Raw genomic sequence first — 17,844 nt, forward strand, 5'->3', positions numbered from 1 at the left:
GCAGAGGACGTGATCAGGCCTGGTAGGTGACCTTCACCTCCTCGAAGCCGAGGGAGCGCAGCAGGCCTTCGAGCATGTCCGTGGTGTTCTTCTCGGCGCGGCCGGTCAGCGCGCTGTCCTTCGCCGCCTCGCGGATGTGCTTCACCGCGAGCTTCTGCACGGCCTGTTCGCTGTTGGGGTTGTCCGAGAACAGATCGCCCAGGCGGTCCAGGAGGCCCCGCTGCTTGGACACCGCGTAGGAGCGGTCGGCGTCCAGGGCGGGCGTGCCGAGCTGGGCGTGCGGCAGCACCAGCGTGGCGGACGTACGGTCCTTGTTGACCTTGACGTCGTTCTCACCCACCTTGCCGAGATCCACGAACGCGTCGACGGTGCCGGCCCCGACGTACAGGGTGCGGGTGCCGCGGACGGCGTCGGGCAGGTACTTCGCGTCCTTCTCCAGGTCCACGACGACCTGGAAGTTGCCGGAGGCGGCGTCGTAACGGCTGATGTCCTGGATGGACTGGAGCAGGGCGGGCCCCGAACGGTCGTGGGTCTCGGTGCCGAACAGGTCCTTGAGGCCCGGGAGCACGCTCAGCCGGATACCGGCGAAGAACACGACGAGCACCAGAACGACGGCACTCACGAGCTTCGCCCAGCCGGGCATGCGCTTGGACATGCGCCTGATGGGAGCCGTGGGCCTGGTGGGAGTCGTGCGCCTAGTGGGAGTCGTCATGCGACGGCCCTCCTTCCTTGTTCAACGAATGCCCCCCAAAGCCCTTGGCAGACCCGGGCGTTGGCCGATTGGCACCGCTGACGGAAGCGTGGGCGGCGCACTAGCGTGGAAAGCCGTCCCGAACGGTGTGCCTGGAGAACCGGATGAGTGCAGAGAGCGCGTCCCGGCCCTTGCGTCCCATGCATCGCATCAGCCTTCCCGAGTCCGGTCCGCCCCGGCCCACGACCCTCGCCACCGGCACCCCGGTGTGGCTCGTCACCCGGTACGCCGAGGTGCGGCAGGTGCTCAGGGACCCGCGGTTCGACCGCAGGTCGCTGCATGCCGAGAACGCCCCGCCCCTGCTCCTCGTACCGAACCTGCTGGACGATCCCAACGGGCTGCTGAACCAGGACGGCCCCGCCCACCAGCGGCTGCGCTCCACCGTGCAGCGGGCGTTCACCCCGCGGGCCGTCGCGCGCTGGCGGCCCTGGGTGGCGTCCGTGGTCACCGCGCTGCTCGACGACTTCGCGGCCCTGCCGCGGCCCGCCGACATCGTGGAGGGGTTCACGCGTCCGCTGCCCGTGTCCGTGATCTGCCGGCTCATGGGCCTGGACCATCTCGACCGCGACCGCATCCGGCACTGGGCCGACCACGCCCTGTCCGGCGGCGCCCACACGGCCGAGGAGGTCATGGCGGCGATGACCGAGTTCGGCGCGTTCGCTGCCGCCCTGATCGCCGAGCGGCGCAAGGAGCCAGGGGACGACCTGGTCAGCGGGCTGATCGCCGCCGGCGATGAACTCGGTGTCGAAGAACGGCAGTTGATCACCCTGACCCTGGGGCTGGTCGTCGCCGGGCACGAGACCACCATGAGCGCCCTCGGCAACGCCGTCGTCTACCTCCTCACCGACGGGCGCGACGGCTGGCCGCTGCTCGCCCGCGACGAGGAGGCGGCGGCGACCGCGGCCGAGCAGTTGCTGCGTACCGTGCCGCTCAGCGAGGGCCGGGTGCTGCCCGGCCTGATCCGGCGCGCGGTCGCCGACGTCGAGGTCGGCGGGGTGCTGATCCCGGCGGGCAGCGTGGTGGCCGTCCAGACCAACTCCGCCGGCCGCGACCCCGACGTCTTCCCACCGGGCCCGCCCGACCTGTCCGCGCCCCTCACCGCGCCGAGCATCGCCTTCGGCGCCGGACCCCACCACTGCCTCGGCGCCTGGCTGGCCCGCCTCGAACTCGAACTCGCGCTGCACCACCTCGCCGCCCGATTCCCGCGGCTACGAGCCGACTTCACGCCCGGGACCATCGAGTGGCGGGTGGGACAGATGACGCGCAGTCCGCTGCGTCTGCCGGTGTCATGGTGACAACACCGGTCAGTGCGAGCGGAGTTCACGGTCGCCAGACGTACGGGACCACCACATCCCCTCCCCGCGGGTGAGCCCCGGCAGCCGCAGCTCCATCTCACGCACCCGCCGGGCCGGAAGCTCGCCGGTGATCACCCATGTCGTGCCGCCTCCTGTGGTGCCGGTGAACTCGGCGCCCAGGGAGGCGAGCTGGGCGGTCACTGGGGCCAGCGCGTCCAGTGGGACCTCGGTCTCGAAGGTGTGGTACGGCTCGTAGAGCCGCGTCCGTGCCCGCTCCAGGGCGCGGCGCAGCACGTACGGGGTGAGCCCGCGGAAGTCCCCGGCCGTGCTGAGCGGGGCGACGAAGCCGGAGCGGATCAGAGTGACCCGGTAGTCCGTCACGGCCGCGCCGCACAGGCCGGTCCGCATGGTGGTGTGCACGGTGTCCTCGATGGCCTGGTGGAAGGCCCGGGGCAGCGCGCCGAGTTCCGTCTCGTAGGTGAACACCCCGCCGGATCCGCGCTCTCCCGGCGCCACCCGCAGCCCGATCGTCGCCCAGTACCGGGTGCCGTCGAGCCAGGGCCGCTCCTCCCAGGCCTCACCGACACCGCGTGGCCGCTCCAGAAGGCGGACGCGGCCCGGTGCGAAGTCCGCCTCGATGCCGAAGTCCTGGGCGAGGGTCGCCGCCAGCACCTCCAGCTGGACCTCGCCGTAGAGAAGCAGCGCGGTGGTGCCGTCGGGCGCGGGGCGGGCGTGGATCAGCGGGTCCTGGTCGGCCAAGGCGAGCAGCGCGGAGCGGAGGCGGGCGGCCTGCTCCGGACGCCGGGCGGTGACGACGGTCTCCAGGGTCGGAGGCGCGAACTGGGCGTCCCGCGCGGGGAGTTCGCCGAGCCGGTCGCCCACGCGGGCTCCGGCGAGGCCCGTGACGGCGGCGATGTTCCCCGCGGTGAGCGGACCGCTCCCGCCGATCACGTCGAGGCGGGTCACCCGCCCCGCCACTTCCAGGATCCGCCCGTCGGCGTCGCGTCGCAGCAGCGTGAGCCGCTGACGCTCCGTCACCTCCCCGTCGTACAGGCGGAGATACGCCGTGCGTTCGCCGCCGGGGCCGGGCCGGACGGCGAACACCGTGCCGCGCGGCGTGCCGCCCCCGGCCGTCGGGGCCGGCGGGACGAGCCGGACCACGCTGTCGACGAGCTCGGCGACCCCCTGGCCACCGAGGGCGGAGCCGAAGTGGACGGGGTGGAGCGAGCCGTCGGCCGTGCGCGCGGCGAGGGCCTTGTGCAGGTCGGACGGGGTGGGCGCGGGGCCGTCCACGACCGCCGCGAGGATGTCCGGGTCGACGTCGGCCAGCGGTTCGGCCAGGCCGGCGAGGGGCGCGGCGAGCACACGGGCGCGCGGGGTGCCGATGTCCTGGACCGTGCTGAGCGGCGCGACATGCGGCGTCAGCAGCCGCCGGACATCGTCCAGCAGTCCCTCCGTGCGGGCGCCCGCACGGTCGACCTTGTTGACGAAGACGAGCGTGGGCAGCCGCAGTCGGCGCAGGGTCCGCATCAGGACGCGGGTCTGTGCCTGGACGCCCTCCACGGCGGAGAGCACCAGCACCGCCCCGTCCAGGATCTCCAGGGCCCGCTCGACCTCGGCGATGAAGTCGGAGTGCCCCGGGGTGTCGATGAGGTTGACCTGGGTGTCGCCGACGGTGAAGGAGGCGACCGCCGAGCGGATGGTGATGCCGCGCTGCCGCTCGATCGCCCCGTCGTCCGTACGGGTGTCACCGGCGTCGACGCTGCCGAGCCGGTCGATCGCGCCGTGGTCGAACAGCAGCCGCTCGGTGAGGCTGGTCTTACCGGCGTCGACGTGGGCCAGAATGCCGATGTTCAGGGTGTGCATGCTTGGTTGAGTCCTCGAGAACCGTGGGCCTGTGGAAGGGCTGGGGGATTCCGAGGAGTCGGCGCATGCGGGTCATCCTGACGTGAGGGAACACGGACGCCGCCATCATGGCCTGCCGGTGTGGGCCGTGCGCAAGCGAATTTCGCAGGTCAGTAGCATGAGGGGCGGCAGCCCGAGATGATCATGCGAGGAGCGGATCGTGCGAGACATCGCCGTGTTCAGCGGTAGTGCCCATCCCGAGCTGGCGGCGGAGGTCTGCGCGCATCTCGGTGTGCCGCTCAGCCCCACCCGGGTCAGCCGGTTCGCCAACGACTGCCTGGAGGTGCAGCTTCAGGCCAACTGCCGGGAGCGGGACGTCTTCCTGGTCCAGCCGCTGGTCAAGCCCGTCCAGGAGCATCTCGTCGAGCTGCTGCTGATGTGCGACGCGGCCCGCGGCGCCTCCGCGCGGCGGATCACCGTCGTCATGCCGCACTATTCCTACGCCCGCTCCGACAAGAAGGACGCGCCCCGCATCTCGCTCGGCGGGCGCCTCGTCGCCGACCTGATGGTGTCGGCCGGCGCGAGCCGGGTCCTCGCCATGACCCTGCACTCCCCGCAGGTGCACGGCTTCTTCTCGGTGCCCGTCGACCATCTGCACGCACTGCGTGAACTGGCCGCGCACTTCCAGCAGTACGACCTCTCGCGCACCACCGTCGTCTCCCCGGACCTCGGCAACGCCAAGGAGGCCGCCGCGTTCGCCCGGCTCATCGGCGCCCAGGTCGCGGCCGGGGCCAAGCAGCGCTACGCGGACGACCGGGTCAGCATCAGCGACGTCATCGGCGAGGTGACGGACCGGGACGTCATCGTCCTGGACGACGAGATCGCCAAGGGCAGCACCGTCCTCGAACTCCTGGACCGGTTGCGCGAGTTGAAGCCCCGCTCGATCCGCGTGGCGTGCACGCACGGGCTGTTCGCGGCCGGTGCGCTCAAGCGGATCGGCGAGCAGCCCGACGTACTGGAGATCGTCTGCACCAACACGGTGCCGGTGCCGGAGGAGGAGCGCACCGACAAGCTGCGCATCCTGTCCATCGCCCCGGCGCTCGCCGAGGCCGTGCGGCGTATTCACAACGGCGAGTCCGTCAGCGCCCTGTTCGACGCGCGGCCGAGCGAATAGACAGGAGGGAGAGCCGGGTTCGGCCCGGAGCCCCTCAGGTGACCTGGAGGCCCTCGTGGCGAAGGCGAAGTTCGAGCGGACCAAGCCGCATGTGAACATCGGCACCATCGGGCACATCGACCACGGCAAGACCACGCTCACCGCGGCGATCACGAAGGTGCTGCACGACAGGTATCCCGACCTGAACCCGTTCACGCCCTTCGATCAGATCGACAAGGCGCCCGAGGAGCGGCAGCGCGGCATCACCATCTCGATCGCCCACGTCGAGTACCAGACCGAGCACCGGCACTACGCGCACGTCGACTGCCCGGGGCACGCCGACTACATCAAGAACATGATCACCGGCGCGGCCCAGATGGACGGCGCGATCCTCGTCGTCGCCGCCACCGACGGTCCGATGCCGCAGACCAAGGAGCACGTCCTGCTCGCCCGGCAGGTGGGTGTGCCGTACATCGTCGTCGCCCTCAACAAGACGGACATGGTGGACGACGAGGAGATCCTGGAGCTGGTCGAGCTGGAGGTGCGCGAGCTGCTCAGCGAGTACGAGTTCCCCGGCGACGACGTGCCCGTCGTCCAGGTCTCCGCGCTCAGGGCACTGGAGGGCGACGAGCGGTGGACGCGGTCGGTGCTCGATCTGCTGGACGCGGTCGACACGGCGGTGCCGGAGCCGCAGCGGGATGTGGACAAGCCGTTCCTGATGCCGATCGAGGACGTCTTCACGATCACCGGCCGCGGCACGGTCGTCACCGGCCGGATCGAGCGCGGTGTGCTGCACGTCAACAGGGAGGTCGAGATCATCGGCATCCACGAGACGAGGACGAGGACGACCGTCACCGGCATCGAGATGTTCCGCAAGCTCCTCGACGAGGGCCGGGCGGGGGAGAACGTGGGGCTGCTGCTGCGCGGCGTCAAGCGCGAGGACGTCGAGCGCGGGCAGGTCGTCATCCAGCCGGGCTCGGTCACCCCGCACCAGGACTTCGAGGCGCGGGCGTACATCCTGTCGAAGGACGAGGGCGGCCGGCACACGCCGTTCTTCGACAACTACCGCCCGCAGTTCTACTTCCGCACCACCGACGTCACCGGGGTGGTGACGCTTCCCAAGGGCACCGAGATGGTCATGCCGGGCGACAACACGACCATGAACGTGCGGCTGATCCAGCCCGTCGCCATGGAGGAGGGGCTGAAGTTCGCCATCCGTGAGGGCGGGCGGACCGTCGGCGCCGGTCAGGTCACCAAGATCCTCTGACGGACGCGGTCACAGGGACCCGGACGCGGCCTCGGACTGTCCCAGGGCCGCGTCCAGCGTCGCGTGCGGGGGCAGTAACCGGTGCAGCCCGGTGACCCGCATGATCCGCAGGGTGAGGGGGTGGGCGCAGACCAGGCGCAGCTGTCCGTCGTGGTCGAGGACCCGGGTGCGGGCGCGGTAGAGGAGCCGCAGACCGGAGCAGTCGAAGAACTCCACCTGTCGCAGGTCGATCACGACCCGGGAGCGGTCGCGCCCGGTCTCCCGGTCCAGATGGGGGACGATCTCCACGGCGGCCGCGATGTCGATCTCGCCGCGGAACTCCAGCACCGTGTGTCCCCGGTCCTGGTGGATGTGCAGGTGCCGACCGATCGGTGCAGGTTCCTGCTGCACGACGACATCGCCTCCAACCGGGCCCTTCGCGTGGCGGGGTGCAGGTCACCGGGGGCTGGGGTGACATCGTGCGGCGAGCGTACGAGCCGCCGCCGTGTCACCGTGCCCGGAGTACGTGCAAGTCCTTTCCCCGCCCTGCAAGTTACCCTCGATGGAGTGAATTTGAGCATGTTCGATTGACATATGTCTGTGAATTACAGCCCAGTCTCAGGACAGGGCGTGCCAGGCCCGGGAGAGGGCCTGCCGGAACTGCTCGGTCTGGTGTGCGGTGAGCTCCCGGACCATCCGCTCCTCCAGCTCGCGGACCGGCTCCTCGTGTCGGGCGAGCAACTCGCGACCGGCGTCGGTGAGCAGGATCAGCAGCTCCCGTCGATTGCGCGGATTGCGTTCCCGGCGCACCAGCTCACGGTTCTCCAGCGACCGTACGAGATCGGCGATCGACTGTGCCGTGACGAACGAGTCCCGCGCGAGCTGTGCGGCCGACAGTCCGTCGTGCCGCTCCAGGACGGTCAGCGCGGTGTACTGGAGCGCGGTGATCCCGGACGGCCTGACCAGCTCGTCCAGGTGGGAACGGACCACGAGCTCCACTTGTTTGACCATGTAGAGCAGGGACGGGGGCGTCTTGGTCGCCTGGGTGTCGAGCATGAGTTCAGCCTAGAGCATTGACAGGAATCCTGTCTGTAATGAGACTGCGGACCATGACGCGAACCAACAGGAATCCTGTTGGTTGAAAACTTGGCAATGAGGCTGAGGAGTGGCGATGACCACCTTCGAGATCGAACCCGGGCGGCTGTTCATCGGGGGACAGTGGCGGGAGGCCGCCGACGGAGCCCGCACCGAGGTGGTCGACCCGTCCCGGGGCACGGTCGTCACCACCGTCGCCGAGGCCGGCGCCACCGACGTGGACGCGGCCGTGCGCGCCGCGCGCGAGGCGTACGACGACGGCTCCTGGTCCGGACTCAGCGGCCGGGAGCGCGGCCGGGTACTGCATCGCGTCGCCGAGCTCATCCGCGAGAACGCCGACGACATCGCCCACCTGGAGAGCCTCGACGTCGGCAAGCCGATCACGCTCGCCCACGCCGTGGACGTCACCAACGCGGCCAACGACTACGAGCACTTCGCCGCCCTCGCCCACTCCCTGCACGGCGCCCACCGCGACACCCCCATGAACGCCCTCGCCTACACCCGGCGCGACCCGCTCGGCGTGGTCGCCGCGATCACCCCGTTCAACTTCCCGCTGATCCTCGCCGGCTCGAAGATCGCCCCGGCGCTCGCGGCGGGCAACACGGTCGTGCACAAGCCCGCCGACGAGACCCCGCTCAGCGCGCTCTACATGGCCGAGCTGTTCCAGCGGGCCGGCGTCCCCGACGGCGTGGTCAACGTCGTCACCGGTGCCGGACCGGTCGCCGGCGAGGCGCTGCTGCGGCACAGCGGCGTCGACAAGATCGCCTTCACCGGCTCGACCGCGGTCGGCCGGCACGCCGCGAGCGTCGCGGGCGAGAACCTCAAGCCCGTCACCATGGAGCTGGGCGGCAACGCGGCCCACATCGTCTTCGAGGACGCCGACCTGGAGCAGGCCGTCGGCGCGATCATCAAGGCCTTCGTCTTCAACTCCGGCCAGTTCTGCATGGGCGGCCCCCGGCTGCTGGTGGCCCGGTCGGTCTACAGCACCCTGCTCGGCATCCTCCAGCAGGCCGTGCCCGGCGTGCCGTTGGGCGACCCGCGGCAACCGGAGACCGTCGTCGGCCCGATGGCGGGGGAGAAGCACCTCAAGAAGGTCGAGGACTACGTCGAACTCGCCCGCAAGGAAGGCGGGCGCATCGTCTGCGGCGGCGAACGCCTCGCTCTGCACGGCGGCTACTACTACAAGCCCACCGTCATCGCCGACCTCCCGAACGACTCCCGCGTCATCCAGGAGGAGATCTTCGGCCCGGTCCTGACCGTGCAGCCCTTCGACTCCGAGGACGAGGCCGTCGCCCTCGCCAACTCCACACCGTACGGCCTCGCTTCGGGCGTCCAGACCACCAACCTCGCCCGCGCGCACCGCGTCGCCGACCGGCTCCAGGCGGGCATCGTCTGGGTCAACGACTGGGCGATGCTCGACCCCGCGATCCCCTTCGGCGGCGTCAAGGACTCCGGCTTCGGCCGCGAGTACGGCCCGGAGGCGCTCGCCGCCTACACCAAGGTCAAGTCCGTCGTCGTCTCGCTCGGCTGAACCGTCCCGAACGGGCAGGAAGAACAAGGGAGTTCGTACGATGTCCATCCCCACCCGCGCCGCGGTCGTCGAGTCCGGCGGAGCGCCCTTCACCCTCGCCGACGTCGAGCTCGACGAGCCGGGGCCCGGCGAGGCGGTCGTCCGCATGGTGGCCACCGGGCTCTGTCACACCGACCTCGGGGTCGCGAGCGGCGGTCTGCCCTTCCCACTGCCCGGCGTGCTCGGTCACGAGGGCGCCGGGGTCGTCGAGGCCGTGGGCCCGGCGGTCACCGGTGTCGCGCCGGGCGACCACGTGGTGCTGTCGTTCACCTCCTGCGGCGCGTGCCGCAACTGCGACGGCGGCCACCCGGCCTACTGCGCCACCTGGCTGCCGCTCAACCTCATCGGCGGCCGGCGGGCCGACGGCAGCGCCACCATCAGCCGGGACGGTGAGACGCTGGGCGGCCACTTCTTCGGCCAGTCCTCGTTCGCCGAACGGGCGTTGGTGGACGAGCGCAGCCTCGTCAAGGTCGACCCCGAGGTGCCGCTGACGTCGATCGCCCCGCTGGGCTGCGGGGTGCAGACCGGCGTCGGCGCGGTGTGGAACGTGCTGAAGCCGGTCACCGGCAGCACGGTCGTCGTCCTCGGCGCCGGAGCGGTCGGCCTGTCCGCGGTCATGGCCGCCGCCCTGACACCCGCCACGACGATCGTCGCCGTCGACCGGGTCGGCGAACGCCTCGCGCTGGCCCGGGAGTTGGGCGCGACTCACGTGGTGAACGCCGGTGACGAGGACCTCGGCGAGGCCCTCGCCGCGATCACCGGCGGCCAGGGCGCCGACGGCATCATCGAGACCACCGGCAACGTCGGCGTGCTCCGCCAGGGCGTCGACGCGCTCGGCGCCCGCGGCACCCTGGTCGTCGTCGGCGCCCCGCCGTTCGGCACCGAAGTCGCCCTGGACGTCAACGGGTTGCTCGGCGGCAAGCGGATCGTCGGCCTCACCCTCGGCGACGCCGAGACACAGTCCTTCATCCCCGCCCTGGTCCGGCTGGTGAAGGAAGGACGGCTCCCGCTGCACCGCCTGGTCAGCACGTACGCGTTCGCGGACATCGACCAGGCGGTGCGGGACATGGGGGCCGGCAAGGCGATCAAGCCGGTGCTGACCTTCTGAGTCCCGGCCGTCGGCTCAGTCGACCGTGAGGACCAGCTTCCCCGTGGTACGGCCGGTGTCGCCGAGGGCGTGAGCCTCGGCGGCGTCGGCCAGCGGGAAGGTGCCGGCGATCGTCGGGCGCAGCTTCCCCGCCTCGACCAGTTCGGCGATCGCCGTCATCCCGCTGTGGGAGGCGTCGACCAGCATGCGCAGCGCCCGGACGCCGAGCCGCTCGGCCTCCTCGTGGAACTCGTCCGAGCCGACCGGCAGGATCGACACCACGAGCCCGCCGGGCCGCAGCACCCGCAGCGAGCGCACGGAGGTGTCGCCGCCCAGGGTGTCCAGGACGACGTCGACGTCCTTGACCGCCTCGGCGAAGTCCGTCTCCCGGTAGTCGATCGCCTCGTCCACGCCGAGACCGCGCAGGAACTCGTGCTTGCCCGCGCTCGCGGTACCGATCACATACGCGCCCCGCGCCTTGGCGATCTGAGCCGCCACATGTCCGACACCGCCGGCCGCCGCATGGATCAGCACCCGCTGCCCCGGCTGTACGTCGGCGTACTCCACCAGCGCCTGCCAGGCCGTCAGCGAGACCAGCGGCAGCGCCCCCGCCTCGGTGTGGCCGATCGAGGCCGGCTTGTGCGCGAAGGTACGGGCCGGGGCGGTGACGTACTCGGCGTGCGACCCGTGGCCGTACGGGTAGGACAGCATGCCGAAGACCTCGTCGCCGGGCTTGAAGCGGGCGACGCCGATCCCGACGGCCTCGACCACGCCGGACACGTCCCAGCCCAGGACGAAGGGCGGCTCGCCCAGGAAGCCGCCGGTGGCGCGGTGCTTCCAGTCGGTGGGGTTGACCCCGGCGGCCCGGACCCGGACCAGTACCTCGTTCGTGCGCGGCTCCGGCCGCTCCACCTCGGTTTCCTTCAGGACCTCGGGACCGCCGAGAACGTCCTGGCTGATGACTCGCATCGTCTTCACAGTGCTCATGGTCATCCAGCCTGCCCGGGCCCGCCTCCCCGGGAAATGGCATGATTGCCAACCTTCGATAGAATCGTGCCATGCATGCGAAACGACGGGTCGAACGAGTCGTGGTCCTGGCCCTGGAGGGCGTCTACCCCTTCGAGCTGGGTATCCCCAGCCGGATCTTCGGCGCCGCCGACGGGCACTACGAGGTGCTGACGTGCAGCGTCGACGGCCTGCCGGTGCGCAGCAACGCGGACTTCACGATCGGGGTCGAGCACGGCCCGGAGATCCTGGCCACGGCCGACACCGTGGTGGTCGCCTCGATGGCCCAGCCGCACATCCCCGTCGAGCTGCCGGCCGAGGTCGCCGCCGCCCTCGCGCTGATCCGCCCGGACGCCCGCGTGGTGTCGATCTGCACCGCCGCCTTCGTGCTCGCCGCGGCGGGCCTTCTCCAAGGGCGCAGGGCCACCACGCACTGGCAGGTGACCGAAGCCTTCCGGCGGCTCCATCCGGACGTCGACCTGGACCCGGACGTCCTGTTCGTCCACGACGGCCGCATCCTCACCTCGGCCGGCGCGGCCTCCGGCGTGGACGTCTGCCTGCACATCGTCCGCACCGACCACGGAAGCGAGTTGGCCAACGCGGTGGCCCGGCGCTGCGTCGTGCCGCCCTTCCGGGACGGCGGTCAGGCGCAGTACATCGAGCAGCCGGTCCCGCAGAGCGGCGCCGCGAGCACCGCCGCCACCCGCGCCTGGGCGCTGGAGCGCCTCGACGAGCCCCTCGCCCTGACCGACCTCGCCGCCCACGCCCGGATGAGCCTGCGCACCTTCGCCCGCCGCTTCCACGACGAGGTGGGCCTCAGTCCCGGCCGCTGGCTGATCCAGCAGCGCGTGGCGCGCGCCCGCCACCTGCTGGAATCGAGCGACCTGTCGGTGGACCAGATCGCCGGCGAGGTCGGCTTCGCCACCGGCGCCTCACTGCGCCAGCATCTGCACGCGGCGATCGGGGTGTCGCCGCAGACGTACCGGCGCACGTTCCAGGCGGCCCGCTGAACGTTTCGCCGCACTGCCGCGTCGGAGGATCGCAACGACGGGCGGGGAACAGGGGTGGGGATGCGCAGAGGCATCGTGGCAGTGACGGCACTGGTGGGGCTGGCGGCCGTGGGGTGCGGGACCGAGAAGGGGGGCGTGGTCGTCGCCGGTACGGCTCCGCCCACGCCCTACAGCGGGCCGCTGCACATCGCCGCCAAGGACTGGGACGAGGAGAAGGACGACCGGGCCGACCTCGTGAACACGGGCGCCGCGGCCCGCGCCCTGGAGTGCGACTGGCCGATCGACACCGCCGGCGGCAGCGAACCGTGGAGCGAGGGCGACGGGGGCGAGACGCCGGAGGAGGGCCTCAAGGCGTACTTCGACATCGAGCAGCCCGGCGTGCCGCGGGAGGGCTACCGGGTGGAGCGGAAGGAGAGCGGACGCGTCCTGTTCTCCTACGACGTCGACGGCCGCACGAAAGTGGCCGTGATCGTCGCCAAGGACCAGAAGAACAGGCCCGGTTGGGGACCGGAGACCAGCGCCTCCTGCGATCCGGCGGAGTTCGGGGCGAGCTACACCGACGAGCAGGAGTACGAGGTCTGGAAGGACCGGGACGGCAGGCGTGTGCCGCTCACCGTCATCAGCAGCTCGGCCGGCGCCGCCCACTGCGACTGGCAGGACGCGCACTTCCTGGGCACCGGCGAGGGCAGGGACGGCAAGCTGTACGCCCGTGATCCGCACGGGGTGCTCGGCGGTGAGATGCTCCTGGGCGAGTACGACGGGGACGTCCGGATGCCCGCCGACGCGCGCGACACCGGATACCGGCTGCGCGACTGGCAGTTGTGGCTGACCGACGACGAGAAGACGGCGTACGTGCGCACGTCGGACGGCGTGGAGGCCTGGCCGCGGGTGAAGGACGGCATGGGCTGCAAGTGAACCGTCACCGGCTGGCGTGCAGCGCGACCAGCAACTGCCAGACCTGGTCGGCGATGTCACCGGCGTCGCCGGCCAGCAGTCCGTGCAACCAGTCGGCCAGCACGCCGGCGAAGGTGGCGGCGACCGCCGAGGCCACCAGCGGGGCGTCCGCCGCGCCCGCCAGCTCCCGCTCGCGCAGGCTGTAGGCCCGCAGATCCCGGTGCAGGACCCGGCCCAGCGGACCGCCCCCGCCCGGACTCAGCAGGGCCCGGTACAGACCGGCGTGCGGGGCGAGCGAGGCGAAGAACGCCGGGAGCGCGGGCGGCGCGTGCACCGGGTCCGGCCGGCCGCGCCACGCGTGCAGCGCCTCCACGGCCTCGCGTACGACATCGGCGCAGGCGTCGACCGCCAGGGCCTCCAGGTCGGCGTAGTGGACGTAGAAGGTGGCCCGGCCGACTCCCGCCCGTCGCGTCAGCGCCGCCACCCCGACCTCCGCCAGCGGGCGCTCGGCGCACTCGGCGAGGAGCGCGGCGCGCAGCTTCTCGCGGGTGCGGGCCGCGCGCGGGTCCTCGGCGGCCGTCACCGCGCCAGCAGGACCGCGCCCAGCGCGAGCGCACCGGGCAGGGCCTGCGCGACGAGGATGCGGACGTTGGCGGTGATCGCGCCGTACACGCCCGCGACGATCACGCACGACAGGAAGAAGACCTGGGCGCGGAAGCCGGTCGGGTCGGCGGCGACGAGGCCCCAGACCAGGCCGGCCGCGAGAAAGCCGTTGTAGAGGCCCTGGTTGGCGGCCATCGCGGCGGTCGCCTTGGCCATGGCACGGTCGAAGCCGTGGAAGCGCATCCCGGGCTTCTTCTGCCACAGGAACATCTCCATCACCAGGATGTACGCGTGCAGCGCGGCCACCAGGCCCACCAGAACGTTCGCGACGGCTTCCATGATCTCCCTCGGTGTAGGGGGTTGTGCGGGCTGTGCGGGCCCATTTCCTGGACAGGTGTCCACTATAGCTGGACACCTGTCCAGGATGTCACCGAGGTCCGCTCGCGTTCCTCGCCCGGGCCGAGGACTCACCCTGCGCCGGACCCTCCGGCGCCGCGGCGCAGTTGCAGCGCCCGCAGCGCCAGCTGCATCTCGAACTGGGCCACGGGGTCCTGGAGTTCCGCCCCGAACAGCTCGTCCAGCTGGCGCATGCGGTACCGCACCGTCTGCGGGTGCACGGCCTGCCGGACGGCGACCTCGCTGGCGTTGTGGCCGGCGCTCAGCCAACTGAGCAGCGTCTCCGCGAGCCGTTCGCGCTGTGGTGGCCGCACCTGCTCCAGCGGGCGCAGTCGGCGTTCGGCCATCGCGTCGACCAGGGTGTCGTCGCGCAGCAGCAGAAGGGTGGCCAAGTGGTCCTGGCAGCGGATCATTTCGGCGTCCGGGAGCACACCCCGGCGCACCAGCTCCAAGGCCTCGGACGCCCAGCGCAACGACCGCGCGCCCTCCTGGAGGGACACCGTCGGCCCCATCGCCGCGCGCAGCCCCTGCAACGCCCCGGCCACCGCCCGCGCCCGCCCGGGCCCCTCGGGATCCGGTACCACCAGCACAGCGGGCTGCACATCGAACCGCGCGAGGAACTCCGGCGGCACGATGGGCCCGCGCGTCGGGGGAGAGGGCGGTACGAGGGGGCCACGGGAGGGCGAGGAAAGCTGCGTGGAGGGCCCGCGCGGCACACCCGGGGACGGCGTCCCGGGCCCGCGCGTCGAAGGCGGGGGTTGCCCTGCGGGTCCGCGGGAGGGTGGCGAGGGTTGCGTGGAGGGGTCGGGTGTCGGAGGCGGGGACGACAGCCCAGGCCGGCGCGTTGCAGGCGGGGACGGCGTTCCGGGCCCGCGCCTCGGCGGTGCGTGTTGGGGTCCGGGTCCGCGCCCTGGTGATGAGAACTGCGTCGCGGGTCCGCCCGTCGATGGCGACGGACGTGCGGCTGGTCCGTCTGCTGACGGCGACGGATGCGCGGCCCGTCCGTCTGCTGACGACAACGAAGGCGCGACCGGTCCGTCTGCTGACGGCAATGGATGTGCGGTCGGTCCACCCGCTGACGGCTTCGCAGCCGGTCCGCCCGCCGATGTCGACGACCTGGGCTCGGGGCCGCCGGCCGGCGGCCACGGCCTCGCGGCCTGCCCGGCAGGGCCCGGTGGCGGTGGGCCGTAGTCGATCGCGATCACCGCGAGGGTCTTCGGTACCGGCCAGCGCGCGCTGTGGGCGAGGTCCGCGATGGCCTCCGGCGACGCCGGTGGGTCTGCGGTCAGGAGGTCCACGAGGCGCATGCGGCGCTGCTGGAGTTCGCCGGCGGCGTGCAGCCGGGCCTCGGTGTAGCCGGCGGTCGTCGCGGCGGCCATCTCGTCGAGGTGCAGGAACAGCGCCTCCCCGAACGCGCCCAGTACGTTGCGCGGCAGCAGCTCGGCGTCCACCAGGGCGTTCACCCGCCGCCAGGTCACCCGCGCGCCGAGCCGGAGCGCCGACTGGAAGGAGTCAAGGCTGCGCCCCTCCTCGGCCTCGCCGCGCCCGATGCGCTGGTAGGTCTCCTGCACCGGCCCCCGGTCGCTGTCCGGCTTCGCCATCCGCTCGAGAAACCCCCGCAGCGCATGGTCCACGCCCCGGTGGACGCCCTGCATGTACGTGTCGTCCGCGGGGCGCGCGTACTCGGGGATCTCGGTTCTGATCGCCCGTACGACCTCCTCGGTGAGGTCGGTGAAGAACGGTCTGAGGTGATGGTGCAGATCCGGGGGTAGCGCCGCGAACGGACCGCCCCCGTCGTCGGTCACCATGGCGGCTCTCTTCGACACGATGGCGACGATACCCATCAGTAATACGTCAGGGCTTATCAGCGACGGACAGGTGCCGGGTGGTGATTTGTCATCCGATGACAAGGGACCGTTTCCGCAACTGTGCTGGCCAGTATGGGCATTTGTCGACTGTTCGATCCTGGCTGAGCGTGACGGAACCCTCACCTCCGGCGGGCCATGAGGTTGATCCTTTCGGGTTCAAACCCGATAAGCTCCCCTGCGGCGCTGCGAGTTGACTCGGTCGTGATCGGTCGTCTTGCCGTGCGCATTGGTCAGTGCGCTTCCCCCTTGCACACCCCCCCTGTTCGATCGTGTTGCTTCGAAGGATGCAGATGGAACTCGCCACTCCGCCGCCGGCGGCGCGGGCCCCTGTCGCCTGGTACAGCTGGTGGCTGATGCCCCTGGCCTTAGGAGGCGGGACAGTTGCCGCCACGTTCATGAGCTCGGAGCGAATAACCACGGCCGTCGCCGGTGCCGCCGCCACGGCGGCCGGCACGGTGTGCGTCCGGCTCCTGGTCCGCACGCGCAAGCAGCTGCACCGCGCCGAGTCCGGCTTCCGCACCTCGCAGGCCGAGCACTCCCAGCAGTGGCAGCAGCATGTCGCGGGCCTGGAACGGAAGTTCTCCGCGGAACACGCGGCTCAGGACGCCCGCCTCGCCGACCAGGCCGCAGGCTACGAGGAACGGCTCGCCGAGCAGGTCGCCGGTTATGAGGAGCGGCTCGCCGAGCAGGCCCGCGCCTACGAGGGACGGTTGACCGAGCAGGCCTCGTCGTACGAGGCACAGCTCGCCGACCAGGCCGAGGTCTGGCAGGAGCAGCTTGCCCACCAGCTGTCCGCCGTGGCCCGGCTCGCCGACGAGCAGTTGCCCGAGGCGCTGGAGCAACTGCGCGCCGGTGACGCCGTCGACGACCTGCTGCCGGCCAGTAACCAGTGCGCCAAGGTGAGTTCCGAGCTCCAGGCCGAGCTGCGCAAGGTGCTGCGGACCTCACTGATCGGCGTCGAGCGCGAGTTCGACCGGTCCACCGCCGCCGAGCAGGCCGTCATCGGCATCGGCAACCGCATCCATGTGCTGACCAGCAAGCTTCGCGGCCGGCTGCACGAGATGCAGGGTGAGCACGGCCGGCTGCCCGCCGTGGCGCGCGGACTCATGGAGCTCGACCAGGAGATCGGCCCCGCCGACTGTCTCGCCGCCAGCATCGGCGTGCTGGGCGGCTCGGACCGTCCCGGCCGGCAGTGGCAGGAACCGCAGCGGCTGCTCAGCGTGGTCCGCGGCGGCATCGGCCGGATCAAGGACTTCCACCGGGTCGACGTACGCCAGCTGCCCGAACTCGGCGTCGACGGCGGTCTGGTGGACCACCTCACGCTGATCTTCGCCCACCTCCTGGACAACGCGGCCCGCTACTCGCCGCCCACCGAGCCGGTGCTCGTCTCCGGCAAGGAGGTGCCCAACGGTGTCGGCATCGAGATCCAGGACTCCGGCAAGGGGCTGAGCGAGGAGAAGAAGCGCGAGGCCGAGCAGGCCCTGGCCGGTACCGGATCCGGTCCCGGACTCGGCGGTGTCTCGGAGGACGCCACGATCGGTCTCAGGGTCGTCGGCATCCTCGCCCGTCGCTACGGCATCCGCGTCACCTACGCGGACTCGCCCTGGCTCGGCACCTCGGTGGTCGTGGTGGTCCCGCACAAGTACTTCAGCCCGCTGCCCGCGGCCGCACCGGTGGTGCAGGCCTCCGCCCCGGCACCCGCCAGGGAGGAGACCCCGGCACCCGCCGCCGCGACGATCGAGACGACCGAGGTGACCGACACGACGGGGGCCGCGGACACCACGCCCGGCGGACTGCCCCGGCGCCGGAGCAGGCGGAGCGAGGAGGTCCGGTACACCCCGGCCGCGCGCCCGGAGCCGGGCGAGGAGACGACGTCAACCGTCTCCGCCGTCCCGCCGGACGCGTCCTTCGCCGGCCTGGCCGCCTTCGCCACCGCCGGACGCGAGTCCGGTCCGGTCCAGGGCGACGACGGCACGACCGACGGCCGCGAGTCCACCGAGCACAGCACTGAAGAGAGCGACTGAGT

16 protein-coding genes are annotated in these 17,844 nt (G+C 71.6%); 8 read left to right on the forward strand and 8 right to left on the reverse strand.

The genetic code is table 11. From position 1 onward, the window contains the following. Positions 1-13: 13 nt before the first annotated feature. Positions 14-655: a DUF4230 domain-containing protein gene (locus ACIHIX_RS41570; protein WP_399965748.1), complete on the reverse strand. Its 642-nt coding sequence runs from the start codon at positions 653-655 to the stop codon at positions 14-16. Positions 656-855: 200 nt separating this feature from the next. Between ACIHIX_RS41570 and ACIHIX_RS41575 the strand changes: the two genes are divergently transcribed. After that, positions 856-2,046 (forward strand): cytochrome P450, encoded by a 1,191-nt coding sequence (locus ACIHIX_RS41575; protein WP_399965749.1) that lies wholly within the window; start codon positions 856-858, stop codon positions 2,044-2,046. Positions 2,047-2,055: 9 nt separating this feature from the next. Here the strand turns inward: ACIHIX_RS41575 and otr(A) are convergent, their stop codons facing one another. Next, on the reverse strand, positions 2,056-3,912 hold the full coding sequence (gene otr(A), locus ACIHIX_RS41580) for a tetracycline resistance ribosomal protection protein Otr(A) (protein ID WP_399965750.1): 1,857 nt from the start codon (positions 3,910-3,912) through the stop codon (positions 2,056-2,058). 199 nt (positions 3,913-4,111) lie between these two features. Here otr(A) and ACIHIX_RS41585 point away from each other — a divergent pair, with 199 nt between their 5' ends. Further along, entirely contained in the window at positions 4,112-5,065 is a 954-nt protein-coding gene (locus ACIHIX_RS41585; protein WP_399965751.1) for a ribose-phosphate diphosphokinase, read from the forward strand. Positions 5,066-5,120: 55 nt separating this feature from the next. Continuing rightward, positions 5,121-6,311, forward strand: coding sequence for an elongation factor Tu (gene tuf / locus ACIHIX_RS41590; RefSeq protein ID WP_399965752.1), 1,191 nt, complete (start codon positions 5,121-5,123; stop codon positions 6,309-6,311). 9 nt (positions 6,312-6,320) lie between these two features. Here tuf and ACIHIX_RS41595 read toward each other — a convergent pair whose 3' ends face one another. Both ACIHIX_RS41595 and ACIHIX_RS41600 read right to left on the reverse strand, forming a co-directional pair. Then, on the reverse strand, positions 6,321-6,701 hold the full coding sequence (locus ACIHIX_RS41595; protein WP_399965753.1) for an anti-sigma factor antagonist: 381 nt from the start codon (positions 6,699-6,701) through the stop codon (positions 6,321-6,323). Positions 6,702-6,908: 207 nt separating this feature from the next. Beyond that, positions 6,909-7,346: a MarR family winged helix-turn-helix transcriptional regulator gene (locus ACIHIX_RS41600; RefSeq protein WP_399965754.1), complete on the reverse strand. Its 438-nt coding sequence runs from the start codon at positions 7,344-7,346 to the stop codon at positions 6,909-6,911. Positions 7,347-7,461: 115 nt separating this feature from the next. Between ACIHIX_RS41600 and ACIHIX_RS41605 the strand changes: the two genes are divergently transcribed. Beyond that, positions 7,462-8,916 (forward strand): aldehyde dehydrogenase family protein, encoded by a 1,455-nt coding sequence (locus tag ACIHIX_RS41605; RefSeq protein ID WP_399965756.1) that lies wholly within the window; start codon positions 7,462-7,464, stop codon positions 8,914-8,916. Positions 8,917-8,956: 40 nt separating this feature from the next. Further along, positions 8,957-10,063, forward strand: coding sequence for an NAD(P)-dependent alcohol dehydrogenase (locus ACIHIX_RS41610; protein ID WP_399965757.1), 1,107 nt, complete (start codon positions 8,957-8,959; stop codon positions 10,061-10,063). Positions 10,064-10,078: 15 nt separating this feature from the next. Here ACIHIX_RS41610 and ACIHIX_RS41615 read toward each other — a convergent pair whose 3' ends face one another. Beyond that, complete coding sequence (locus ACIHIX_RS41615) at positions 10,079-11,029, reverse strand: NADP-dependent oxidoreductase (RefSeq protein WP_399965758.1); 951 nt, start codon at positions 11,027-11,029, stop codon at positions 10,079-10,081. Positions 11,030-11,100: 71 nt separating this feature from the next. Between ACIHIX_RS41615 and ACIHIX_RS41620 the strand changes: the two genes are divergently transcribed. Next, positions 11,101-12,057, forward strand: a complete 957-nt coding sequence (locus ACIHIX_RS41620) for a GlxA family transcriptional regulator (RefSeq protein ID WP_399965759.1) — start codon at positions 11,101-11,103, stop codon at positions 12,055-12,057. A gap of 60 nt (positions 12,058-12,117) precedes the next feature. Further along, entirely contained in the window at positions 12,118-12,972 is an 855-nt protein-coding gene (locus ACIHIX_RS41625; RefSeq protein WP_399965760.1) for a hypothetical protein, read from the forward strand. 4 nt (positions 12,973-12,976) lie between these two features. Here ACIHIX_RS41625 and ACIHIX_RS41630 read toward each other — a convergent pair whose 3' ends face one another. The 3 genes from ACIHIX_RS41630 to ACIHIX_RS41640 form a co-directional block, all read right to left on the reverse strand. Beyond that, a complete protein-coding gene (locus ACIHIX_RS41630; protein ID WP_329342425.1) occupies positions 12,977-13,534 on the reverse strand; it encodes a TetR/AcrR family transcriptional regulator in 558 nt (185 codons plus the stop codon). After that, on the reverse strand, positions 13,531-13,893 hold the full coding sequence (locus ACIHIX_RS41635) for a DUF1304 domain-containing protein (protein ID WP_399965761.1): 363 nt from the start codon (positions 13,891-13,893) through the stop codon (positions 13,531-13,533). Before ACIHIX_RS41635 ends, ACIHIX_RS41630 begins: the two co-directional genes overlap by 4 nt. Positions 13,894-14,021: 128 nt before the next feature. Then, a complete protein-coding gene (locus ACIHIX_RS41640; protein WP_399965762.1) occupies positions 14,022-15,776 on the reverse strand; it encodes a helix-turn-helix domain-containing protein in 1,755 nt (584 codons plus the stop codon). Between the two features lie 332 nt (positions 15,777-16,108). On the opposite strand from ACIHIX_RS41640, the gene ACIHIX_RS41645 reads away from it, so the two are divergent. Continuing rightward, the gene (locus ACIHIX_RS41645) at positions 16,109-17,842 is read left to right on the forward strand and encodes an ATP-binding protein (RefSeq protein ID WP_399965764.1); all 1,734 of its coding nucleotides are present in this window, start codon (positions 16,109-16,111) and stop codon (positions 17,840-17,842) included. Positions 17,843-17,844 lie beyond the last annotated feature (2 nt).

The organism is Streptomyces sp. NPDC051913 (assembly GCF_044593635.1).
GTDB lineage: Bacteria > Actinomycetota > Actinomycetes > Streptomycetales > Streptomycetaceae > Streptomyces.